The following is a 17,034-nucleotide window of genomic DNA, read 5'->3' as shown; positions in this document are numbered from 1 at the left end:
CGCGACCGTGACCGGCGCGCCCCTCACGGCCGTGGCCCACGGCTCAGCCGGGGTGGATCAGGCTCGCCAGCAGCCGCGGATCGAGGCTCTCGGCGGCGAAGGTCGGCCCCTCGGTCAAGAGGCTCACCGCGTCGTGGCTGTGCAGGCTTTCCTGGTGGCTGGCCATCACCCGGAAATCGCCGATCCGCGGGTCGGCCAGCAGCTGCTCGGCGAAGAGCCGGGCCGCGTCCTCGACGAAGATCGGGTTGGCGGCGTTCAGCTCCGCGAAGGCCTGCTCGTCCTCGCGCTTGACCATCACCTGCGTTTCGGTCGGCACGGCGGCGCGGGCGAGGTCGATCAGGTCCTCGAACCACAGCCGCGGCCCGGGCTGGGTGACGACCGAAAGCCGCGCCACAGAGCGCTGCGAATGCGGCGTGGCGAGTTGGCCGCGGAACTGGCGGGCGTGCTCGCTGAGTTCCAGCGAGCAGGGGCAGGTCGAGGAATAGACGTAGTCGAGATGGACGATGGTCTTCTCGACCCCGCCCTGCTCGACCAGTTCGAGCGCGATGTCGTAGTACTGGTAGCCCTCGAGCCCCGAACGCAGCGAGGGGCGCAGCATCGGGAAGCGGAAGCGCATCTGGATGCGGGCGTCGAAGCTGCCGAGATCGGTCTTGTAGTCGGCCAGCGCGGCGCGGACCGTGTCGAAGGAGAAGGTCTTGCCGGCATGGCGGTAGAAGGACCGCATGATGCGCGACATGTTGATGCCCTTCTTCTCGGCCTCGAGGCTGACCGTGCCGGTCACGCTGGCCTCGAGCGAGAGGTCGCCGTTGTCGCGGGTGTGGAAGCGCACCGGCAGGCGGAAGTTGGAGATGCCGACATGCTGGATCGGCCGGGCCGCGCCGCGGATCAGGCTCGCCGGGCCGTTCTGCAGGTCGGGCAGCGCGGCGCGGTAGGCGTCGTCGACCGCGAACTCCTCGGGGTAGGCACGGGCCAGCGCCGGGTAGTTCGAGACCTCGCGCCCCGGCACCAGCCGGCCGACCAGTGGGTCGAGCGTGGCGATCTCCTCTGGCGTGGCGCGCGCCGCCCAGTCGCGCAGGAGCTTCAGCGCCTCGGCGGCATCCTCGCGGCCGGGGGCGCGGGGCTGGTCGGGCTGGCGGTGCAGTTCGCGGTCGGCATGGGTCACGGGGCTGGTCCCTCTGTCTCTCCGCACCCTCATATGGGGGTGCGGTGAAGAAAATGCATCGCACCGCGCCCGCGGCAAACGGCAGGTTGTCGCAGGTTCCCGGCGATCAGATCGCCGCGACGCCGCGCCGCAGGTCCGCGATCAGGTCCTCCGCGTCCTCGAGACCGACCGAGAGCCGGATCAGCCCCGGCGTGATGCCGAGCCGGTCCTTCTGGTCCTGCGGCAGGCGCTGATGCGTGGTCGAGGCCGGGTGCGTGGCGATCGACTTGGCGTCGCCGAGATTGTTGGAGATGACGACGATCTCGAGCGCGTTGAGCAGGCGGAACGCCGCCTCGCGCGAGCCCGCGTCAAAGGCCACCACGGTGCCGCCCGCCCCCATCTGGCGCATGACGAGGTCGTGCTGCGGGTGGTCGGCATGGCCCGGGTAGAGCACCTGGGCGAGCTTGTCCTCGCCCTTCAGCGCCTCGGCGATGCGGCCGGCGGTCTCGGTCTGGGCCCGGACCCGCAGGTCGATGGTCTCGAGCCCCTTGAGCATCATCCAGGCGCTGAAGGGCGAGAGCGAGCCGCCGGTGTGCTTCATGTAGGTCTCGACCGGGCCGCGGATGTGCTCCTCGGTGCCGAGGATCACGCCGCCCAGCGCCCGGCCCTGCCCGTCGATGTGCTTGGTGGCCGAGTAGACCACCACGTCCGCGCCCTGCGCGATCGCGTCGGAATAGACCGGCGTGGCGAAGACGTTGTCGCAGATCACTTTGGCGCCGACGGCATGGGCCATCTCGGCCACGGCGGAGATGTCGACCACCTCCAGCGTCGGGTTGGAGACGCTCTCGAAGAACACCGCCTTGGTGTCCTCGCGGATCGCCGCCTTCCACTCGTCGAGGTTCTTGCCGTCGACGAAGGTCACCTCGACGCCGTAGCGCGGCAGGATCTCTTCCAGGATGTAGAGGCAGGAGCCGAACAGCGCGCGGGCCGAGACGACGTGGTCGCCGGCCTTGAGCATCGAGGTCAGCGCGCCGTTGACGGCGGCCATGCCGGAGGCGCAGGCGAAGGCGGCCTCGGCGCCTTCGAGCGCGGCGAGCCGGTCCTCGAACATCGCCACGGTCGGGTTGCCGTAGCGGGCATAGATGAACTCGTCGCCCTCGATGCCGACGAAGCGCTTCTCGGCGGCCTCGGCGCTCTCGTAGACGAAGCCCTGCGTCAGGAAGATCGCCTCGCTCACCTCGCCATACTGGCTGCGGCGGGTGCCGGCGTGGACGGCGCGGGTGCGCTTGCGGTGTTCGGTCATGGGCTGGCCTCCGGGCCTTGTCTGTCCGGGCGGCGGGGCCATGACGGCCGGGGCGCCGCGAATTGCCCGGGCGATAGACCCCGGCTGGCGTCGGGTCAAGCGCCCGGCCCTTGCGCATGGCGCGCGGCGCGCCATTCTCCTCGCGGAAACGGAAGGAGACCGCCATGCCCGCCCCCATCGAACTGCATTACTGGCCGACGCCGAACGGCTGGAAGGTCTCGATCGCGCTGGAGGAGATGGGCCTGCCCTACGAGGTGCGGCTGGTGAACATCGGCGCGGGCGAGCAGAAGGAGGCCGCCTTCCTGAAGCTCTCGCCCAACGGCCGGATGCCGGCGATCGTCGATCCCGAGGGGCCGGACGGCGCACCCATCGCGATCTTCGAGAGCGGCGCGATCCTGCAGTACCTCGCGCGCAAAACCGGCCGGTTCTGCGGCGCGACCGAGCGCGCGCGGATCGCGGTGGACCAGTGGCTGATGTGGCAGATGGGCGGTCTGGGGCCGATGGCGGGACAGGCGCACCACTTCCTGCACTACGCGCCGGGGATGGAGCCGCCGCAGGACCTGCCCTACGCCAAGGACCGCTATCGCGGCGAGGTGGCGCGGCTCTACGGCGTGCTCGACCGGCAGCTTGCAGAGAACGAATTCGTCGCGGGCGCGGACTACACCATCGCCGACATGGCCACCTTCCCCTGGGCGCGGCTGTGGGAGCGGCAGCAGCAGAGGATCGACGACTTCCCGCACATGAAGCGCTGGCTCGAGGCGCTCGAGGCGCGCCCGGCCGTGCAGTGCGGCGTGGCGCTGCATCTCGACAAGCGGCAGGGCACGGCGAACGCGGACCAGCAGAAGCACCTGTTCGGCAGCCGCTGAACGCGAAGCCGCCGGGGCCTTGCGGCGCCCGGCGGCAACTTCACTCCGGAAATACTCAGGTCCGGCGGCCTCGGTTATTTCTCCGGCTCGATCATGTAGCGCTGCAGCGAGGCGATCTGCAGCCACAGGAACAGGAACAGCGCCGCCGGGAAGGCGAAGGTCTCGATCTTGACCCAGAGTTCCTCGGTCTGGGTGCGCCAGACGATCTCGTTGGCGACGGCAAGGCCCGCGAACATCGCGACGAGCCGTTTTGTCAGCAGCATCCAGCCCTCGTGCTTCATCGGCAGCGCCTCGCCCATGATCCATTCGAGCCAGCTCTTCCTCAAGATCAGCCCGGTGCCGAGGATCGCGGCGAAGAGGCCGTAGACGATGGTGGTCTTCATCATGAAGAACCGCTCGTCGTTGAACCAGGCGGTGAGGCCGCCGAAGAAGATCACCATGAAGGCGGTGAAGACCTGCATCCGGCTGAGCTTGCCCGACAGCGCCCAGAGCGCGGCCATGGCGGCGAGCAGGATCGGGATGAACAGCAGCGTCGCGACGATGAAGCCGGAATACTCGGTGCCGGCGATCAGGAACTGCTCGTCCTTGACCCGCAGGTAGACGAGGAAGAAGGCCAGCGTCGGGCCCAGTTCCAGCACCTGCTTGAGCACAGGGTTGATCTTGCGTTCCGCCATTCTCAGCCTCCGAATTCCACGATCACCGCGCCCAGCGCGATCAGCGACATCAGCACCAGCCGCCGCGGTCCGACCGTTTCGCCCAGTATGAACCAGCCGATCAGCGCGGCGAAGACGGTCGAGGTCTCGCGCAATACCGCGGCCTCGCCGACCTTGTCGAGATAGGTGGCCAGCATCACGCCGCCAAAGCTGACCCATGCGACCAATGCGCCGACGAGCCCGCGCAGCATCAGCGGCGCCATCGGCGGCCGCACCTCCATGCGCCGCAGCCTGCGCCAGGCCAGCACCGGGAAGTCGAGCGCGGTCACAAAGAAGAACCACGCGAGGAAGGTGAAGGGATCGGGCGCCGAGCGGATGCCGGCGGCGTCCCAGGTCGTGTAGGCCGCGACCAGGAGCCCCGCTAGCAGCGCCCAGGCGAGGCCCGCGCGCAGCGCAAGCGGGTCGATCCGCTCCTCGGAGAGGTTGCGCAGCGCCAGCGCGAGGATCGCGCCCGACACCAGCGCCACGCCGAGCCATTGCGCGGCGGTGAAAGCCTCGCCGAAGACGAGGAAGGCCGCGAGCACGGTGACCACCGGCCCCGCGCCGCGCACCACCGGGTAGACGACGGTGTAGGCAGCCTTCTCGTAGGCGGTGGCCATGGCCCACTTGTAGGCGAAATGCACGACCAGCGCGCCCGCCACGAAGCCCCACGTCACCGCGTCGGGCCACGGCACGACGAAGATCGCGACCGGGGCCGAGAGGATCGCGAGCCACAGGTCGATCGCGCCGCGCGACAGCCACGGGTCGTGGCGGCCCTTCTGCAGCGCGCCGAATGCGGCATGCGCCACCGCCGAGAGCAGCGCGAGCCCGGCGGCGAGACGCGCGCCCTCGGGCGTGCCGGCGAGGGCGGCGAGCCAGTCGCTCACCGCGCCGCGCCTCGGAACGCAGCCGTGTCGCGGGCGTTCATCACGCAAACGTCAGACGGAGCCACGCCCATGCTCGACACCCTCCTCGCCGATCTGCAGAGCGGCTTCAGATCCACCTCGCCCTGGGTCGCGGCGGTGCGGCTGTTCTCGGCGATCGTGCTGACCGGGATGATCGGGATCGAGCGGGAGTGGCGCGGCAAGCCGGCGGGGCTGAGGACGCATATCCTCGTGGGTCTCGCGGCGGCGCTGTTCGTGATCCTCGGGCAGGAGGTGACGCAGCTCGACTTCGGCGGCACCGACGACCGGCGGATCGACCCGCTGCGCCTGATCGAGGCGGTGACCTCGGGCGTGGCCTTCCTCGCGGCGGGCATCATCTTCACGTCGCGGGGCGAGGTGCGCAACATCACCACCGGGGCGTCGCTCTGGCTGGCCGGGGCTGTCGGTCTGGGCTGCGGCGCCGGACAGATCCCGCTCGCCGCGATGGCCTCGGTCATGGTGGTGGTGGTCCTGATGCTGCTGCGCGAGGTCGAGCGGCTCTTGGGCTGGCACGACTAGGCGAGCTCGCCCTCCGCGCCGGTGAGCGCGCGCGCGAACTCCTCGGGGTCGAAGGGCGCGAGATCGTCGATCTGCTCGCCCACGCCGATGGCGTGGATCGGCAGGCCGAAGCGGTCGGCGATGGCGACCAGCACGCCGCCGCGCGCGGTGCCGTCGAGCTTGGTCATCACGAGGCCCGAGACGTCGGCGATCTTCTGGAAGATCTCGACCTGGCTCACGGCGTTCTGGCCGGTGGTGGCGTCGAGCACGAGAAGCGTGTTGTGCGGCGCGTCGGGGTCCTTCTTGCGGATGACGCGGACGATCTTCGACAGCTCCTCCATCAGGTCCTGCCGGTTCTGCAGCCGGCCCGCGGTGTCGATCAGCAGGAGATCCGCACCCTCGGCCTGCGCCCGTGTCATGGCGTCGAAGGCGAGGCTCGCGGGGTCGGTGCCCTGCGGCGCGGTCATCACCGGCACGCCGGCGCGGTCGCCCCAGATCTGCAGCTGCTCGACCGCCGCGGCGCGGAAGGTGTCGCCGGCGGCGATCACCACCGACTTGCCGGCCTCGCGGAACTGACTGGCGAGCTTGCCGATGGTGGTGGTCTTGCCCGAGCCGTTGACGCCGACGACCAGCACCACCTGCGGCTTCTTGGGATAGATCGGCATCGGCCGGGCCACCGGCTCCATGATGCGGGCGATCTCGCCGGCGAGCAGGTCCTTGATCTCGGGCACCGACAGCTTTCGGCCCATCCGCCCCGCGGCGATGTTGGCGGTGACGCGCAGCGCCGTCTCGACGCCCATGTCGGACTGGATCAGCAGCTCCTCGAGCTGCTCGAGCATCGCGTCGTCGAGTTCGCGGCGCGGCGCGGCCGCCTCGCCCCTGCCGAAGATGCGGCCGAGAAAGCCGGGCTTCTGGGCGGGTTCGGCCTGCGGCTCGGGCGCGCGGGCCGTCTCGGCGGGGCGTGGCGTGGGCTCGGGTGCGGGCTCGGCGCGGGGCGGCGTCTCCTCGCGCACCGGCGGCGCGGGCGGGGTGACGGGGGCGGCGGGCATGCCGGGGGTGACCGGCGGCGCGACCGGCGGCTGGGCGTCGGGCGTGGCGGGCTGCGGCGCGGCCGGGGCGCTGGGCTCGGGCCGCTCTTCGGGTTCGGCGGCGGGCTCCTCGGGCGCGGGCTCGGGCGCCTGCGGCGCGTCGGGGCGCGGCGCGTCCTGCTCGGGGGTTTCCGTCTCGGGGGTGTCTTCGACCTGCGCCTCGGCCCCCTCCTCGACGATCTCCTCAAGCCCCTTGTCGAGCTTGGAGGAAGAGGAGAAGAGCCGGTCTTTCAGTTTGCCGAAGAAGGACATGCGCCGCCCGTGTTTGCCGATATGCGAGATTTCCCCTCTCACCTAACCCCTGCGAGGGGGCTTGGAAAGGGACAGGGCCGCGGCGGGAACGGCGGCGAACCCCGCCCGATGCCGCCGACGGGCGCTCTGCCCTCCCCCGCCATGGCCCTTGCGCCGCCTGCCGCGGCAAAGCCGGGCCGGCACGCCTCGGTGCCGGCGGGGGCTGGCGGGACGCGCGCCGCCGTGCCAGCCTGATCCCATGCGAACGCTCGCCGCCCTCCTGCTTCTCGCCCTGCCTGCCACCGCGCAGGAGGCGTCGCTTTCGCCCGAGGAGTTCGCGGCCCGGGTGGATGGCCGGACGCTGACCTATCACAGCGGCGGCGCGCCCTACGGGATCGAGCGCTACGGGCCGGGGCGCGCTGTGACGTGGTCCTTCCTCGACGGGCGCTGCCTCGAGGGCGAGTGGTACCCGAATGCCGGCGCGATCTGCTTCGACTACGAGGACGGCACCGGCCCGGAATGCTGGCGCTTCTACGACGAGGGCGGGCGGCTCCGGGCCGAGTTCGTCAACGACCCCGACGCGCCGGTGCTCTACGAGGTCGAGGAGGCCGAGGGCCCGCTGCTGTGCCAGCCCGAGGTCGGCGTCTAGAGCAGTGTGCCCTGCTCGGGCGGCGCGGCGGTCTCCTGCTTCTTCTGCTTCTTCGGCTTGGCCGGGGTCGCGGGACCCGCGCCGCCGCCGGTGGGCACGGCCTCGACCCGCCCGTCGGCGAATTGCACCTCAAGAAGCTTGGCTTCGCGCGCCGTCGCCGCGTCTGTCACCAGCGCGCCCTCGGCCCGCACCACGGCATAGCCGCGCGCCAGCGTCGCCTCGTAGCCCAGCGTGCCGCGCAGCCGCTCCAGCGCGTCGAGCCGCTCGCGCTGGCGGTCGATGCGGGTGGTGACGAGATCGGGGCGCAGCCGCTCGGCCAGCCGATCGAGGTTGCGCCGCTCCTGCCGCAGCGCGGTCTGCAGCGCGGCCGGGCGCAGCCGCAGCCCTTCGAGCCGCAGCCGCTTCTGCGACAGCCCCGCGCGATGCGCGCCGGGCAGCCGGGCCGTGCTGCCCGCGAGCCGGTCGCGGGCGCGCTCGACCGCGCGGGCGGCGAGGCCGGGGCGCAGCGGGTGGTCCGACAGCTCGATCCGCTTTTTCGCGATGGCGGCGCGCAGCGCGCCGGGCAGCCGCGTGTCGAGCGAATCGAGCCGCTGCGCCGGCGAGGCCAGCAGCGCCTCGGGGCGCGGCAGCGCGCGGGCGAGGTCGCGCAGCCGCTCGGCGCGGCGGTCGAGCCCGCCGCGCTGGCTTTGCGCCATGCGCGCGCCGAGCTGGGCGAGGTCGGCCAGAAGCTCGGCCCGCACCGGCACCGCCATCTCGGCGGCGGCGGTGGGCGTGGGCGCGCGGCGGTCGGCGGCGTGGTCGATCAGCGTGGTGTCGGTCTCGTGGCCGACGGCGGAAATGAGCGGGATCCGGCTCTCGGCGGCGGCGCGGACGACAATCTCCTCGTTGAAGCCCCACAGATCCTCGATCGAGCCGCCGCCGCGTGCGACGATCAGGAGGTCGGGCCGCGGCAGCGCGCCGCCCGGCGTGAGCGCGTTGAAGCCGCGGATCGCGGCCGCGACCTGCTCGGCCGAGCCCTTGCCCTGCACCGCGACCGGCCAGACCAGCACCTTGCGCGGGAAGCGGTCGCGCAGACGGTGCAGGATGTCTCGGATCACCGCGCCGGTGGGCGATGTGACGACGCCGATGATCTCGGGCAGGAAAGGGATCGGCCGCTTGCGGCCCTCGTCGAACAGCCCCTCGGCGGCGAGCGCCTGCCGCCGCTTCTCCAGCATCGCCATCAGCGCGCCCGCGCCCGCGGGTACGACTTCCTCGACGTTGAGCTGGTAGCGCGACTGCGGGCCGAAGGTGGTCATCCGCCCGGTGGCGATGACCTCCATGCCCTCTTCGGGGCGATGGGCGAGCTTGGCCACCTGCCCTTTCCAGCTGACCGCCGAAAGCACGGCGCGGTCGTCCTTGAGGTCGAAATACATGTGCCCGGTGCGGGCCACGGTGACGCGCCCGACCTCGCCGCGCACCCGGACATAGCCGAATTCGCTCTCGATGGTCTTCTTCACCGCGCCGGAGATTTCCGAGACGGTGAACTCATGCGCGTTGGCGCCGGTGCCGGGGGTGTCGTCTTCGAACAGGTCCATGCGTCCTGTCTGCCCCAGCCGCGCGGTCCGGGCAACGGGGCGCGCGGCTCCGGGGCGGATGATTGCCCTCGCGGCGCACCCGCCCTAGAAGCGGCCCCGACGGCAAGCGCGCAGGAGGCTCGATCGTGAACATTCTCATCCTCGGATCGGGCGGGCGCGAGCACGCCATCGCCTGGGCGGTGCTGCAGAACCCGAAATGCGACAAGCTGATCGTCGCGCCGGGCAATGCCGGGATCGCCGAGATCGCCGAATGCGCCGATCTCGACATCCTCGACGGCGACGCGGTGGCGGGCTTCGCCGCCGACGAGGCGGTCGACCTCGTGGTCATCGGCCCCGAGGCGCCGCTGGCCGCGGGCGTGGCGGATGCCTGCCGCGCGGCGGGGCTGAAGGTGTTCGGCCCCTCGGCCGAGGCGGCGCGGCTGGAAAGCTCCAAGAGCTTCACCAAGGCGATCTGCGACGCGGCGGGCGCGCCGACCGCGGCCTATGCGCATTTCACCGATCTCGACGCCGCGCGCACCTATCTCGAGGCGCAGCCGATGCCGATCGTGATCAAGGCCGACGGTCTTGCCGCCGGCAAGGGCGTCGTGGTGGCGACCGAGCGCGACGAGGCGATGGCAGCGCTCGATGACATGTTCGGCGGCGAGTTCGGCGCGGCCGGCTCCGAGGTGGTGATCGAGGAGTTCATGGAGGGCGAGGAGGCGAGCTTCTTCGTGCTGGTGGACGGCGAGGAGGTGCTGCCGGTCGGCACCGCGCAGGACCACAAGCGCGTCGGCGAAGGCGACACCGGCCCGAACACCGGCGGCATGGGCGCCTACTCCCCCGCCCCGATCCTCGACGACGAGACCGCGCGAATGGCGCTCGACGAGATCGTCCGCCCGACCATGGCCGAGATGGCGAAGCGCGGCACCCCCTACCAGGGCGTGCTCTATGTCGGGCTGATGATCCAGCACGGCCAGCCGCGACTGGTCGAGTACAACGTCCGCTTCGGCGACCCGGAATGCCAGGTGCTGATGATGCGGCTCGGCGGTCAGGCGCTCGATCTGATGCAGGCCTGCGCAGAGGGGCGGCTTTCGGAAATGCAGGTGGCCTGGTCCGATGACCACGCCATGACGGTGGTGATGGCGGCCGAGGGCTACCCCGGCAGCTACGTGAAGGGCTCCGAGATCCGCGGTCTCGACGCGCTGGAGGACAGCTCTTCGGCGATGGTGTTCCATGCCGGGACGGCGCGGCGCGACGGGCGGCTCCTGGCCAATGGCGGCCGGGTGCTGAACGTGACGGCGCGCGGTGACAGCCTTTCGGAGGCGCGCGAGCGGGCCTACGCGATGGTCGAGGCGATCGACTGGCCCGAGGGGTTCTGCCGGCGCGACATCGGCTGGCGGGCACTGCCGAGCGGCAACTGAGGCGCCGGCTGTCGCATCAAGGGAGAACGGCCGAGCCGTCTCCCGCTGCGTCCATCCTCAAATACGCATGGCGACCGGCAAGCCCGGGGCTTTGCCCGTATCTTCGAGGCCGAACACGAAAAAAGGCCGCATCCGGCGGATGCGGCCTTTCTTCATGAACCGTCGGGACGATCAGGCGGCGGCGGCGCGGGCGCCGAGCACGCCGTCGATCTCGCGCGCGGCGGCGGTCTCGTCATTGCCCGAGACGGCGGCGATCTCGCGGATCAGGCGCTCGAGCGCGGCCTCGTAGAGCTGGCGCTCGGAGTAGGACTGCTCGCGCTGGTCGTCGGCGCGGTGCAGGTCGCGCACCACCTCCGCGATGGCGATCAGGTCGCCGGAGTTGATCTTCTGCTCGTATTCCTGGGCCCGGCGCGACCACATCGCCTTCTTGACCTTGGCCTTGCCCTTGAGCGTCTTCATGGCGTGGGCCACGACGTCGGGCGAGGAGAGCGAGCGCAGGCCGGCCTCGGTGGCCTTGTGAGTGGGCACCCGCAGGGTCATCTTGTCCTTCTCGAAGGAGATCACGAAGAGTTCGAGCGACATGCCCGCCACTTCCTGCTCCTCGATCGAGACGATCTTGCCGACGCCATGCGCCGGGTAGACGACGAAATCATCGGGACGGAACTCGTTCTTCTTCTTGCTCATGATGTCCTTCCTGGGAGATCCGAATCGTGGCCCAGAACGCCGAAAAGGCCTGCCGGACCGAGGGGTCCGTCAGGCCGGCGTCGGCCAAGCTGGATCAGGTTGTCAGCAGCATTACCGGAGGATCATACCACGAAAACGCCCTCGACGGAAGCGGGGGCGCATTCGGTCCGACGTCGGGCCGCCATCTAGCCGCCATCTAGTCGTCGGAGCAGCGGCTCAGCCGCCCTCGCCGGGCTTCTCGGAGAACAGCTCCATCTTGCCCTCCTTGCCGTCCATCTCCTCGGCCCCGGGCAGCGGGTCCTTCTTGGTGACGATGACCGGCCAGATCTCGGAGTATTTCCGGTTGAACTCGACCCATTTCTCGACATCCGGCTCGGTGTCGGGACGGATCGCGTCGGCCGGGCATTCGGGCTCGCAGACGCCGCAGTCGATGCACTCGTCGGGATGGATAACGAGCATGTTCTCGCCCTCGTAGAAGCAGTCGACCGGGCAGACCTCGACGCAGTCGGTGTACTTGCAGGCGATGCAGTTGTCCTTGACGACGTAGGTCATTGTCGGGCCCTCGATGCTTCTTGCGGCCTAGCTAGAGCAGCGGGCGGGATCATTCAAGCGCCCCGGGCGGCTCCTCTGCCGCAGACGTGACCGGGGGGTCGAGATCGTCGTAGAGGCCGCGCGCCTCGCTGGCCGGGCCGCGCCGTTCGCCCAGCGCGAGGATGCGGATCACCCGGATCGCGCGGCCCTGCGGAAAGGTCAGCACGTCGCCGGGGCCCACCCCGCGCGAAGGGCGCGCGGCGGGCTGGCCGTTGACCCGCACCCGCCCCTTGGTGACGAGCGCGGCGGCAAGGCCGCGGGTCTTGAAGAACCGCGCCTGCCAGAGCCACTTGTCGAGGCGCAGCGTCTCGCGCGGCGCCTCGGCGGGGTTGCCGCTGGTCCGGCTCAATCGCGCTTGAAGCCCGCGAGCGCGGCCGCGAACGGGTTGTCCGGGTCGATCTTCTTCTCGCGCTGCGGCTGCGAGGAGAACTGCCGGGGCTTGTCGCCGCGCTCGGGCTTGTCGCCACGGCGCTTGCCGTCGCTCTTGCCCTTGCCCTGCGGCTTGCCGCCCTTGGCGCCGCGCGGCGCGCCGTCGCCCTTGGCCTGGCGCCGGCCCTTGCCCTCGCCACCCTCGCGGCCCCGGCGCTGCCCGCGCCCGGCCCAGGTGAAGGTGTAGAAGGTCTCGGTCTCCGCCGCCTGCTCGGTGGCCTGGTCGGCCGCCTCATGCGCAGCCTCCGGCGCGGTCTCGCCCACGGCGATGGTGCCCGGCGGGATCTCGGTCGGACTGCCGGCGGGAATGCCGGCCGGCGGGTCGCTGTCGGGCATCTCGTCGGGCGCGGGCGCGGGGCCGCGATCGGGCGAGTCGCCCGGCACCTCGGCGGGCGGCACGTCGGGCTGGGTGCCCGGCACGTCGGTGGGCGAGGCCGGCGGCGCGTCGGGCTGATCCGGCGCGGGCGGGGTCTCGTCCGGCAGGTCGGGCGCGGTCGGCGGCTCGGGCGGGGTGATGCCCGGCGCGTCCGGCTGGTCCGGCGCCTCCTGCGGCGTCTCGCCCGGCACGTCCGGGCCCTCGGGCGCGGGCGGGGTGGTGTCCGGCACGTCGCCCGGCACCTCCTGCGGGTCGCCGGCCTTGACGGGCCGGGCCTTGGGCCGCTCGCCCTTCTCGGCCTTATAACCGAGGCCGGACATCAGCTCGGCGAACTGGTCGAGCGTCAGGCCGGTGATCGAGAGCATGTCCGGCACCGCCTCGAAGCCGTTCTTGCTGTCGCGGTCGCGCAGCATGTCGGCGAGGCGTTCGAGCATGTCGATGCGGATCGCCCGCTCGCCGGCGGCGCGATAGCCCGCCATGGCGTAGTAGCCCGGCGCGGCGCCGCGGGTGGCGGGCACGGTGACGAGGCCCGGCGGCGGGGTCTCGGGGAATTCCTGCAGGTTCTTCGACAGCGCCCAGAGCACCAGACGGATGCGGGTCGGCGCGGGCTTCAGCAGCGCCGGCATGAAGACGGTGAACTGGCCGAAGCGGATGCCGTGCTTCCTGAGCGCGCCGCGCGCCTCCTGGTCGAGGCCGCGGACCTCCTCAGCGACCTCGCCGCGCGGGATCACGCCGAAATTCTCGACCATGCGGTAGGCGAAGCCCTTGGCGACGCCGGTCAGCGCCTCGTCGTTCTTCAGCGCCAGCAGCGGCTCCTGGGTGGCCGCGATCTTGCGGTCGATGAAGTGCTGCAGGCGGCGCTTCACCTTCTCGGAGATCTCGGCGCCGGCCTCCTCGTCGACATAGGCCACGACCTGCGGGCGGAAGGCGTCGGGACCGGAGACCAGCTTGCCCACGGCCGAGCTGCCCCACATCAGGCCGCCCTGCTCGGTCACGTCGATCTCGGTGTCGGGCGCGTTGTAGAACCGGTCGGCGCGCAGGTGGAACTGCGGCGCGAGCGCCTTCTCGGCGGCCTGCCGCAGGGTCTTCGCCTCGTCCGGGCCGCCCGCCTTGTCGGCCCGGAAGCGGAATCCTTCCAGCCGTCCCACGAACTCGCCCTCGACCGTCACGTCGCCGGTGTCTGTCACTTCGGCCACCATGACCTCCTTCTGCTTGAGCCGCCGGGCCAGAACGCTGGTCCGCCGGTCCACGAATCTTTGCGTCAGAGCGCCATGCAGCGCGTCCGACAGACGATCTTCTACAGCGCGCGTCACCTCGCGCCAATGGCTTTCGTCCGAGAGCCAGTTGCTGCGCTGGGCCACATAGGTCCAAGTGCGGACATAGGCCAGCCGCTTCGACAACGCGTCGATGTCGCCGTCGGTGCGGTCGATGCGCTGGACCCGCTTGGCGAACCAGTCCTCGGGGATGCGGCCGCGATCCTGCAGGTGCGAAAAGATCTGCCCGACCATTTCGGCATGCTCGCCCCGGCCGATGCCGCGGAAATCGGGCAGACGGCAGACCTCCCACAGCAGCTTCACCGACGGGCCGTCATGCGCGCGCGCCGCGATCACCGGGTCGGCGGCGAGCGTCTTGAGCGCCGCGAGGTCGTCGCTCTCGCGCACCCGGCCGAGCCATGGATTGCTGGTGCGCTCCTCCAGAGTCTGGATCAGCCGCCGGAGCGAGCCGAACTGCAGCCGCGAGTTGCGCCAGAACAGCCGCGTCACCGGGCGGAAGCGGTGGTTCTCGATCGCCTCGACGGTCTCTTCCTCGAGCGGCGGCGCCTCGCCGGTGACGCCGAAGCTGCCGTTCATCTTGTGCCGCCCGGCCCGGCCCGCGATCTGCGCCAGCTCCGGCGGCGCGAGGTGGCGCATCTTGTGGCCGTCGAACTTGATCAGCGAGGAGAAGGCGACATGGCCGATGTCGAGGTTGAGCCCCATGCCGATCGCGTCGGTGGCGACCAGGTAGTCGACGTCGCCGTTCTGGTACATCTCGACCTGGGCGTTGCGGGTGCGGGGGCTGAGCGCCCCCATCACCACCGCCGCCCCGCCCTTCTGGCGGCGGATCAGCTCGGCGATGGCGTAGACGCTGTCGACCGAGAAGCCGACCACGGCCGAGCGCTCGGGCATGCGGCTGAGCTTCTTCGAGCCCGCGTAGCTCAGCACCGAGAGCCGCTCGCGGCGCATCATCTCGGCCTCGGGCACCAGCGCCCGGATCGCCGGGGCCATGGTCTCGGAGCCGAGGAAGAGCGTCTCGTGGCGGCCGCGCGCATGCAGCAGACGGTCGGTGAAGACATGGCCGCGCTCGGGGTCGGCGCAGAGCTGGATCTCGTCCACCGCGAGAAAGTCGGCATCCATCTCGGGCATCGCCTCGACGGTGCAGACCCAGTAGGCGGCGCGCGGCGGCACGATCCGCTCCTCGCCGGTGACCAGCGCCACCACGCCGGGGCCTCGCGCCTTGACGATGCGGTCATAGACCTCGCGGGCGAGCAGCCTGAGCGGCAGGCCGATCACGCCGGTCCGGTAGGCCAGCATCCGCTCGATCGCGTAATGCGTCTTTCCGGTATTGGTGGGGCCGAGAACGGCGCCGATGCGGGAGGGGGTCATAGGGGTCCTGTTTCGGACGGGGCCGGGAATGGGCGGTCGAAGACCGGCTCAGAGCGTCCGGCCGCCGAGCTGGATGTCGAGCCGCTCCTGCGCGGCTCGGGCGGTGTCGTCGCCGGGAGAGATGTCGCGCACCCGCCCCCAGGTCTCGAGGGCGTCCTCGGGCCGGCCCATCTCCTCGAGCAGGATGGCAAAGCCCCGGAGCGCGCCGAAATGCCGCGGCTCCAGCAGCAGGGCGAGGCGCAGATCCTCGATGGCGGGGCCGGTCAGACCGGCGAGGTAATAGGCGTTGGCGCGCGCCTCGTAGGCTTCGACGAAGTCCGGGGCGTGATCGATGGCGGCGGTCAGGTGCTCGATCGCGGCGCGCTGGTCGCCGGCCTCCAGCGCCTCGCGGCCGCGGCGCAGCAGCAGGTCGATCGCCGCCGATCCGCTCTTCGACCAGGCGTCGCGGATCTCGGCCTCGATCTCGCCCGTCTCCACGGGCCCGGCCTCGGCCAGATCGGCGAAGAGCCGGTCGATTCGCGCCGTGTCCTGCGCGGCGACGTGGCCCACGGGCGTCAGGCCCAGCAGCAGTGCCGCGAGGACAGGTTTGAAGCTAGGAAATCTTGCACCCATAGTCCCTAGTGTAGGCACCGCCCCCGGCCGAGACCAGAGGCGGCGCCATCACAAGGCCCAGATGACGGCCGACACAAGGGAAGGACGACGGGATGAGCGAACTGGTGAACCAGGCGGTGACTGCGCTGAACGCCAAGATGAACGGCGACGGCCTCGATGGCGGCCCGGCGAAGTTCGTGATCGAGGACGAGGGCGCGATCATGATCGACGAGAACGGCGCGCGCGCCGGCGACGAGGCCGCCGAGGTCACGCTCAGCGCCGACGCCGAGACCTTCAAGGCGATCCTCGAGGACGAGCTCGACCCGACCGCCGCCTTCATGCAGGGCAAGCTCTCGGTCGATGGCGACATGGGCCTCGCGATGAAGCTGGCGGCGGTACTTGGCTGACGGCACGACCCCCGAGGCTGCGGCGCCGTTCTTCGCCGAGGTGGCGGACGGCCCGGCGCGCGCCCGCTGGCTGCGCACCGCCGACGGGGTTCGGCTGAGGGCCGTCCACTGGGACGGCCCTCAGCCGAACGGCACGGTGCTGCTCTTCACGGGCCGCACCGAATATGCCGAGAAATACGGCCGCGTCGCCGCCGATCTCGGCGCGCGCGGCTATGGCTGCGTCACGCTCGACTGGCGCGGACAGGGCCTGTCGGATCGCGGCCACCGGATCGCGCTGCGCGGCCATGTCGACAGCTTCTCAGACTACCAGACGGACGTGGCGGCGCTGCTGGACCATGCCGAGGCGCTCGGCCTGCCCCGGCCGTGGCACCTGCTGGCGCATTCCATGGGCGGCTGCATCGGGCTCAGGTCGCTGATCCGCGGCCTGCCGGTGGCCAGCGCCTGCTTCACCGCGCCGATGTGGGGCGTGATGATGAGCGGCGGGCTTCGGGTCGCGGCCTGGGGGCTGAGCACCGCGAGCCGGCTGACCGGCCTGTCGCACCTGCCCTCGCCCGGCCGCTCGGCCACGCTCGACGACGCGATCGAGGCGGCCGAGGCCAACATGCTGACCCGCGACGCCGAGAGCTTCGACTGGGTGCGCCGGCAGGTCGAGGCGCATCCCGAGCTGGCGCTGGCCGCGCCCTCGCTGCACTGGCTGAACGAGGCGCTGCTGGAAACCCGCCGCCTCGCCGCCCTGCCCGCGCCGCGCCTGCCCTGCCTGACCCTGCTCGGCACCGAGGAATGGGTGGTGGATTCGGCGCGGGTGCGCGCGCGGATGCGGAGCTGGCCCGGCGCGGAGTTCGAGATGATCGAGGGCGGCCGGCACGAGCTCCTGATCGAGGACGCCGCGACCCGCGGCGCGCGGATCGACCGGATCACCCGGCATTTCGGCCGCCACGGGGGCTGAGCG

17 protein-coding genes are annotated in these 17,034 nt (G+C 71.3%); 6 read left to right on the top strand and 11 right to left on the bottom strand.

The window, feature by feature from the left end; all coding sequences use genetic code 11:
• Positions 1-43: 43 nt before the first annotated feature.
• Positions 44-1,195 (bottom strand): GTP cyclohydrolase FolE2, encoded by a 1,152-nt coding sequence (gene folE2 / locus BLT43_RS06390; protein ID WP_090111122.1) that lies wholly within the window; start codon positions 1,193-1,195, stop codon positions 44-46.
• A 73-nt stretch (positions 1,196-1,268) separates the two neighbouring features.
• Positions 1,269-2,444, bottom strand: a complete 1,176-nt coding sequence (metZ, locus tag BLT43_RS06385; protein WP_090111121.1) for an O-succinylhomoserine sulfhydrylase — start codon at positions 2,442-2,444, stop codon at positions 1,269-1,271.
• A 164-nt stretch (positions 2,445-2,608) separates the two neighbouring features.
• On the opposite strand from metZ, the gene BLT43_RS06380 reads away from it, so the two are divergent.
• Positions 2,609-3,310 carry a glutathione S-transferase family protein gene (locus BLT43_RS06380; RefSeq protein ID WP_090111120.1) on the top strand — a complete coding sequence of 234 codons (702 nt, stop codon included), beginning with the start codon at positions 2,609-2,611 and terminating at the stop codon, positions 3,308-3,310.
• Positions 3,311-3,384: 74 nt separating this feature from the next.
• Here the strand turns inward: BLT43_RS06380 and BLT43_RS06375 are convergent, their stop codons facing one another.
• On the bottom strand, positions 3,385-3,984 hold the full coding sequence (locus BLT43_RS06375) for an inner membrane-spanning protein YciB (protein WP_090111119.1): 600 nt from the start codon (positions 3,982-3,984) through the stop codon (positions 3,385-3,387).
• A gap of 2 nt (positions 3,985-3,986) precedes the next feature.
• The gene (locus BLT43_RS06370) at positions 3,987-4,889 is read right to left on the bottom strand and encodes a DMT family transporter (protein WP_090111117.1); all 903 of its coding nucleotides are present in this window, start codon (positions 4,887-4,889) and stop codon (positions 3,987-3,989) included.
• 69 nt (positions 4,890-4,958) lie between these two features.
• Between BLT43_RS06370 and BLT43_RS06365 the strand changes: the two genes are divergently transcribed.
• The gene (locus BLT43_RS06365) at positions 4,959-5,444 is read left to right on the top strand and encodes an MgtC/SapB family protein (protein WP_090111115.1); all 486 of its coding nucleotides are present in this window, start codon (positions 4,959-4,961) and stop codon (positions 5,442-5,444) included.
• Here the strand turns inward: BLT43_RS06365 and ftsY are convergent.
• Positions 5,441-6,763: a signal recognition particle-docking protein FtsY gene (gene ftsY / locus BLT43_RS06360; protein ID WP_090111113.1), complete on the bottom strand. Its 1,323-nt coding sequence runs from the start codon at positions 6,761-6,763 to the stop codon at positions 5,441-5,443. The two genes, BLT43_RS06365 and ftsY, sit on opposite strands and share 4 nt — an antisense overlap.
• Positions 6,764-7,001: 238 nt before the next feature.
• Between ftsY and BLT43_RS06355 the strand changes: the two genes are divergently transcribed.
• The gene (locus BLT43_RS06355; protein WP_090111111.1) at positions 7,002-7,391 is read left to right on the top strand and encodes a hypothetical protein; all 390 of its coding nucleotides are present in this window, start codon (positions 7,002-7,004) and stop codon (positions 7,389-7,391) included.
• On the opposite strand, the gene xseA is transcribed toward BLT43_RS06355, so the two are convergent.
• Positions 7,388-8,965 (bottom strand): exodeoxyribonuclease VII large subunit, encoded by a 1,578-nt coding sequence (gene xseA, locus BLT43_RS06350; RefSeq protein ID WP_090111109.1) that lies wholly within the window; start codon positions 8,963-8,965, stop codon positions 7,388-7,390. The genes BLT43_RS06355 and xseA overlap by 4 nt on opposite strands.
• 125 nt (positions 8,966-9,090) lie before the next feature.
• On the opposite strand from xseA, the gene purD reads away from it, so the two are divergent.
• The gene (purD, locus tag BLT43_RS06345) at positions 9,091-10,365 is read left to right on the top strand and encodes a phosphoribosylamine--glycine ligase (RefSeq protein WP_090111108.1); all 1,275 of its coding nucleotides are present in this window, start codon (positions 9,091-9,093) and stop codon (positions 10,363-10,365) included.
• A gap of 171 nt (positions 10,366-10,536) precedes the next feature.
• On the opposite strand, the gene BLT43_RS06340 is transcribed toward purD, so the two are convergent.
• The 5 genes from BLT43_RS06340 to BLT43_RS06320 form a co-directional block, all read right to left on the bottom strand.
• Complete coding sequence (locus BLT43_RS06340; protein ID WP_090111106.1) at positions 10,537-11,049, bottom strand: CarD family transcriptional regulator; 513 nt, start codon at positions 11,047-11,049, stop codon at positions 10,537-10,539.
• A gap of 216 nt (positions 11,050-11,265) precedes the next feature.
• Positions 11,266-11,601 (bottom strand): ferredoxin FdxA, encoded by a 336-nt coding sequence (gene fdxA, locus BLT43_RS06335; protein WP_090111104.1) that lies wholly within the window; start codon positions 11,599-11,601, stop codon positions 11,266-11,268.
• Between the two features lie 49 nt (positions 11,602-11,650).
• Entirely contained in the window at positions 11,651-11,989 is a 339-nt protein-coding gene (locus BLT43_RS06330) for an RNA-binding S4 domain-containing protein (RefSeq protein ID WP_090111102.1), read from the bottom strand.
• Positions 11,986-15,087: a helicase-related protein gene (locus BLT43_RS06325; protein ID WP_090111100.1), complete on the bottom strand. Its 3,102-nt coding sequence runs from the start codon at positions 15,085-15,087 to the stop codon at positions 11,986-11,988. Before BLT43_RS06325 ends, BLT43_RS06330 begins: the two co-directional genes overlap by 4 nt.
• Before the next feature lie 48 nt (positions 15,088-15,135).
• Entirely contained in the window at positions 15,136-15,699 is a 564-nt protein-coding gene (locus BLT43_RS06320) for a tetratricopeptide repeat protein (RefSeq protein WP_165612553.1), read from the bottom strand.
• Positions 15,700-15,791: 92 nt separating this feature from the next.
• On the opposite strand from BLT43_RS06320, the gene BLT43_RS06315 reads away from it, so the two are divergent.
• Positions 15,792-16,085, top strand: coding sequence for an SCP2 sterol-binding domain-containing protein (locus BLT43_RS06315; protein ID WP_090111099.1), 294 nt, complete (start codon positions 15,792-15,794; stop codon positions 16,083-16,085).
• Positions 16,078-17,031, top strand: a complete 954-nt coding sequence (locus BLT43_RS06310) for an alpha/beta fold hydrolase (protein WP_090111098.1) — start codon at positions 16,078-16,080, stop codon at positions 17,029-17,031. The genes BLT43_RS06315 and BLT43_RS06310 overlap by 8 nt, the downstream gene beginning before the upstream one ends.
• Positions 17,032-17,034: the final 3 nt, after the last annotated feature.

Source organism: Limimaricola pyoseonensis, from assembly GCF_900102015.1.
GTDB classification, from domain to species: domain Bacteria; phylum Pseudomonadota; class Alphaproteobacteria; order Rhodobacterales; family Rhodobacteraceae; genus Limimaricola; species Limimaricola pyoseonensis.
This window is presented reverse-complemented; position numbering and strand designations above follow the sequence as displayed.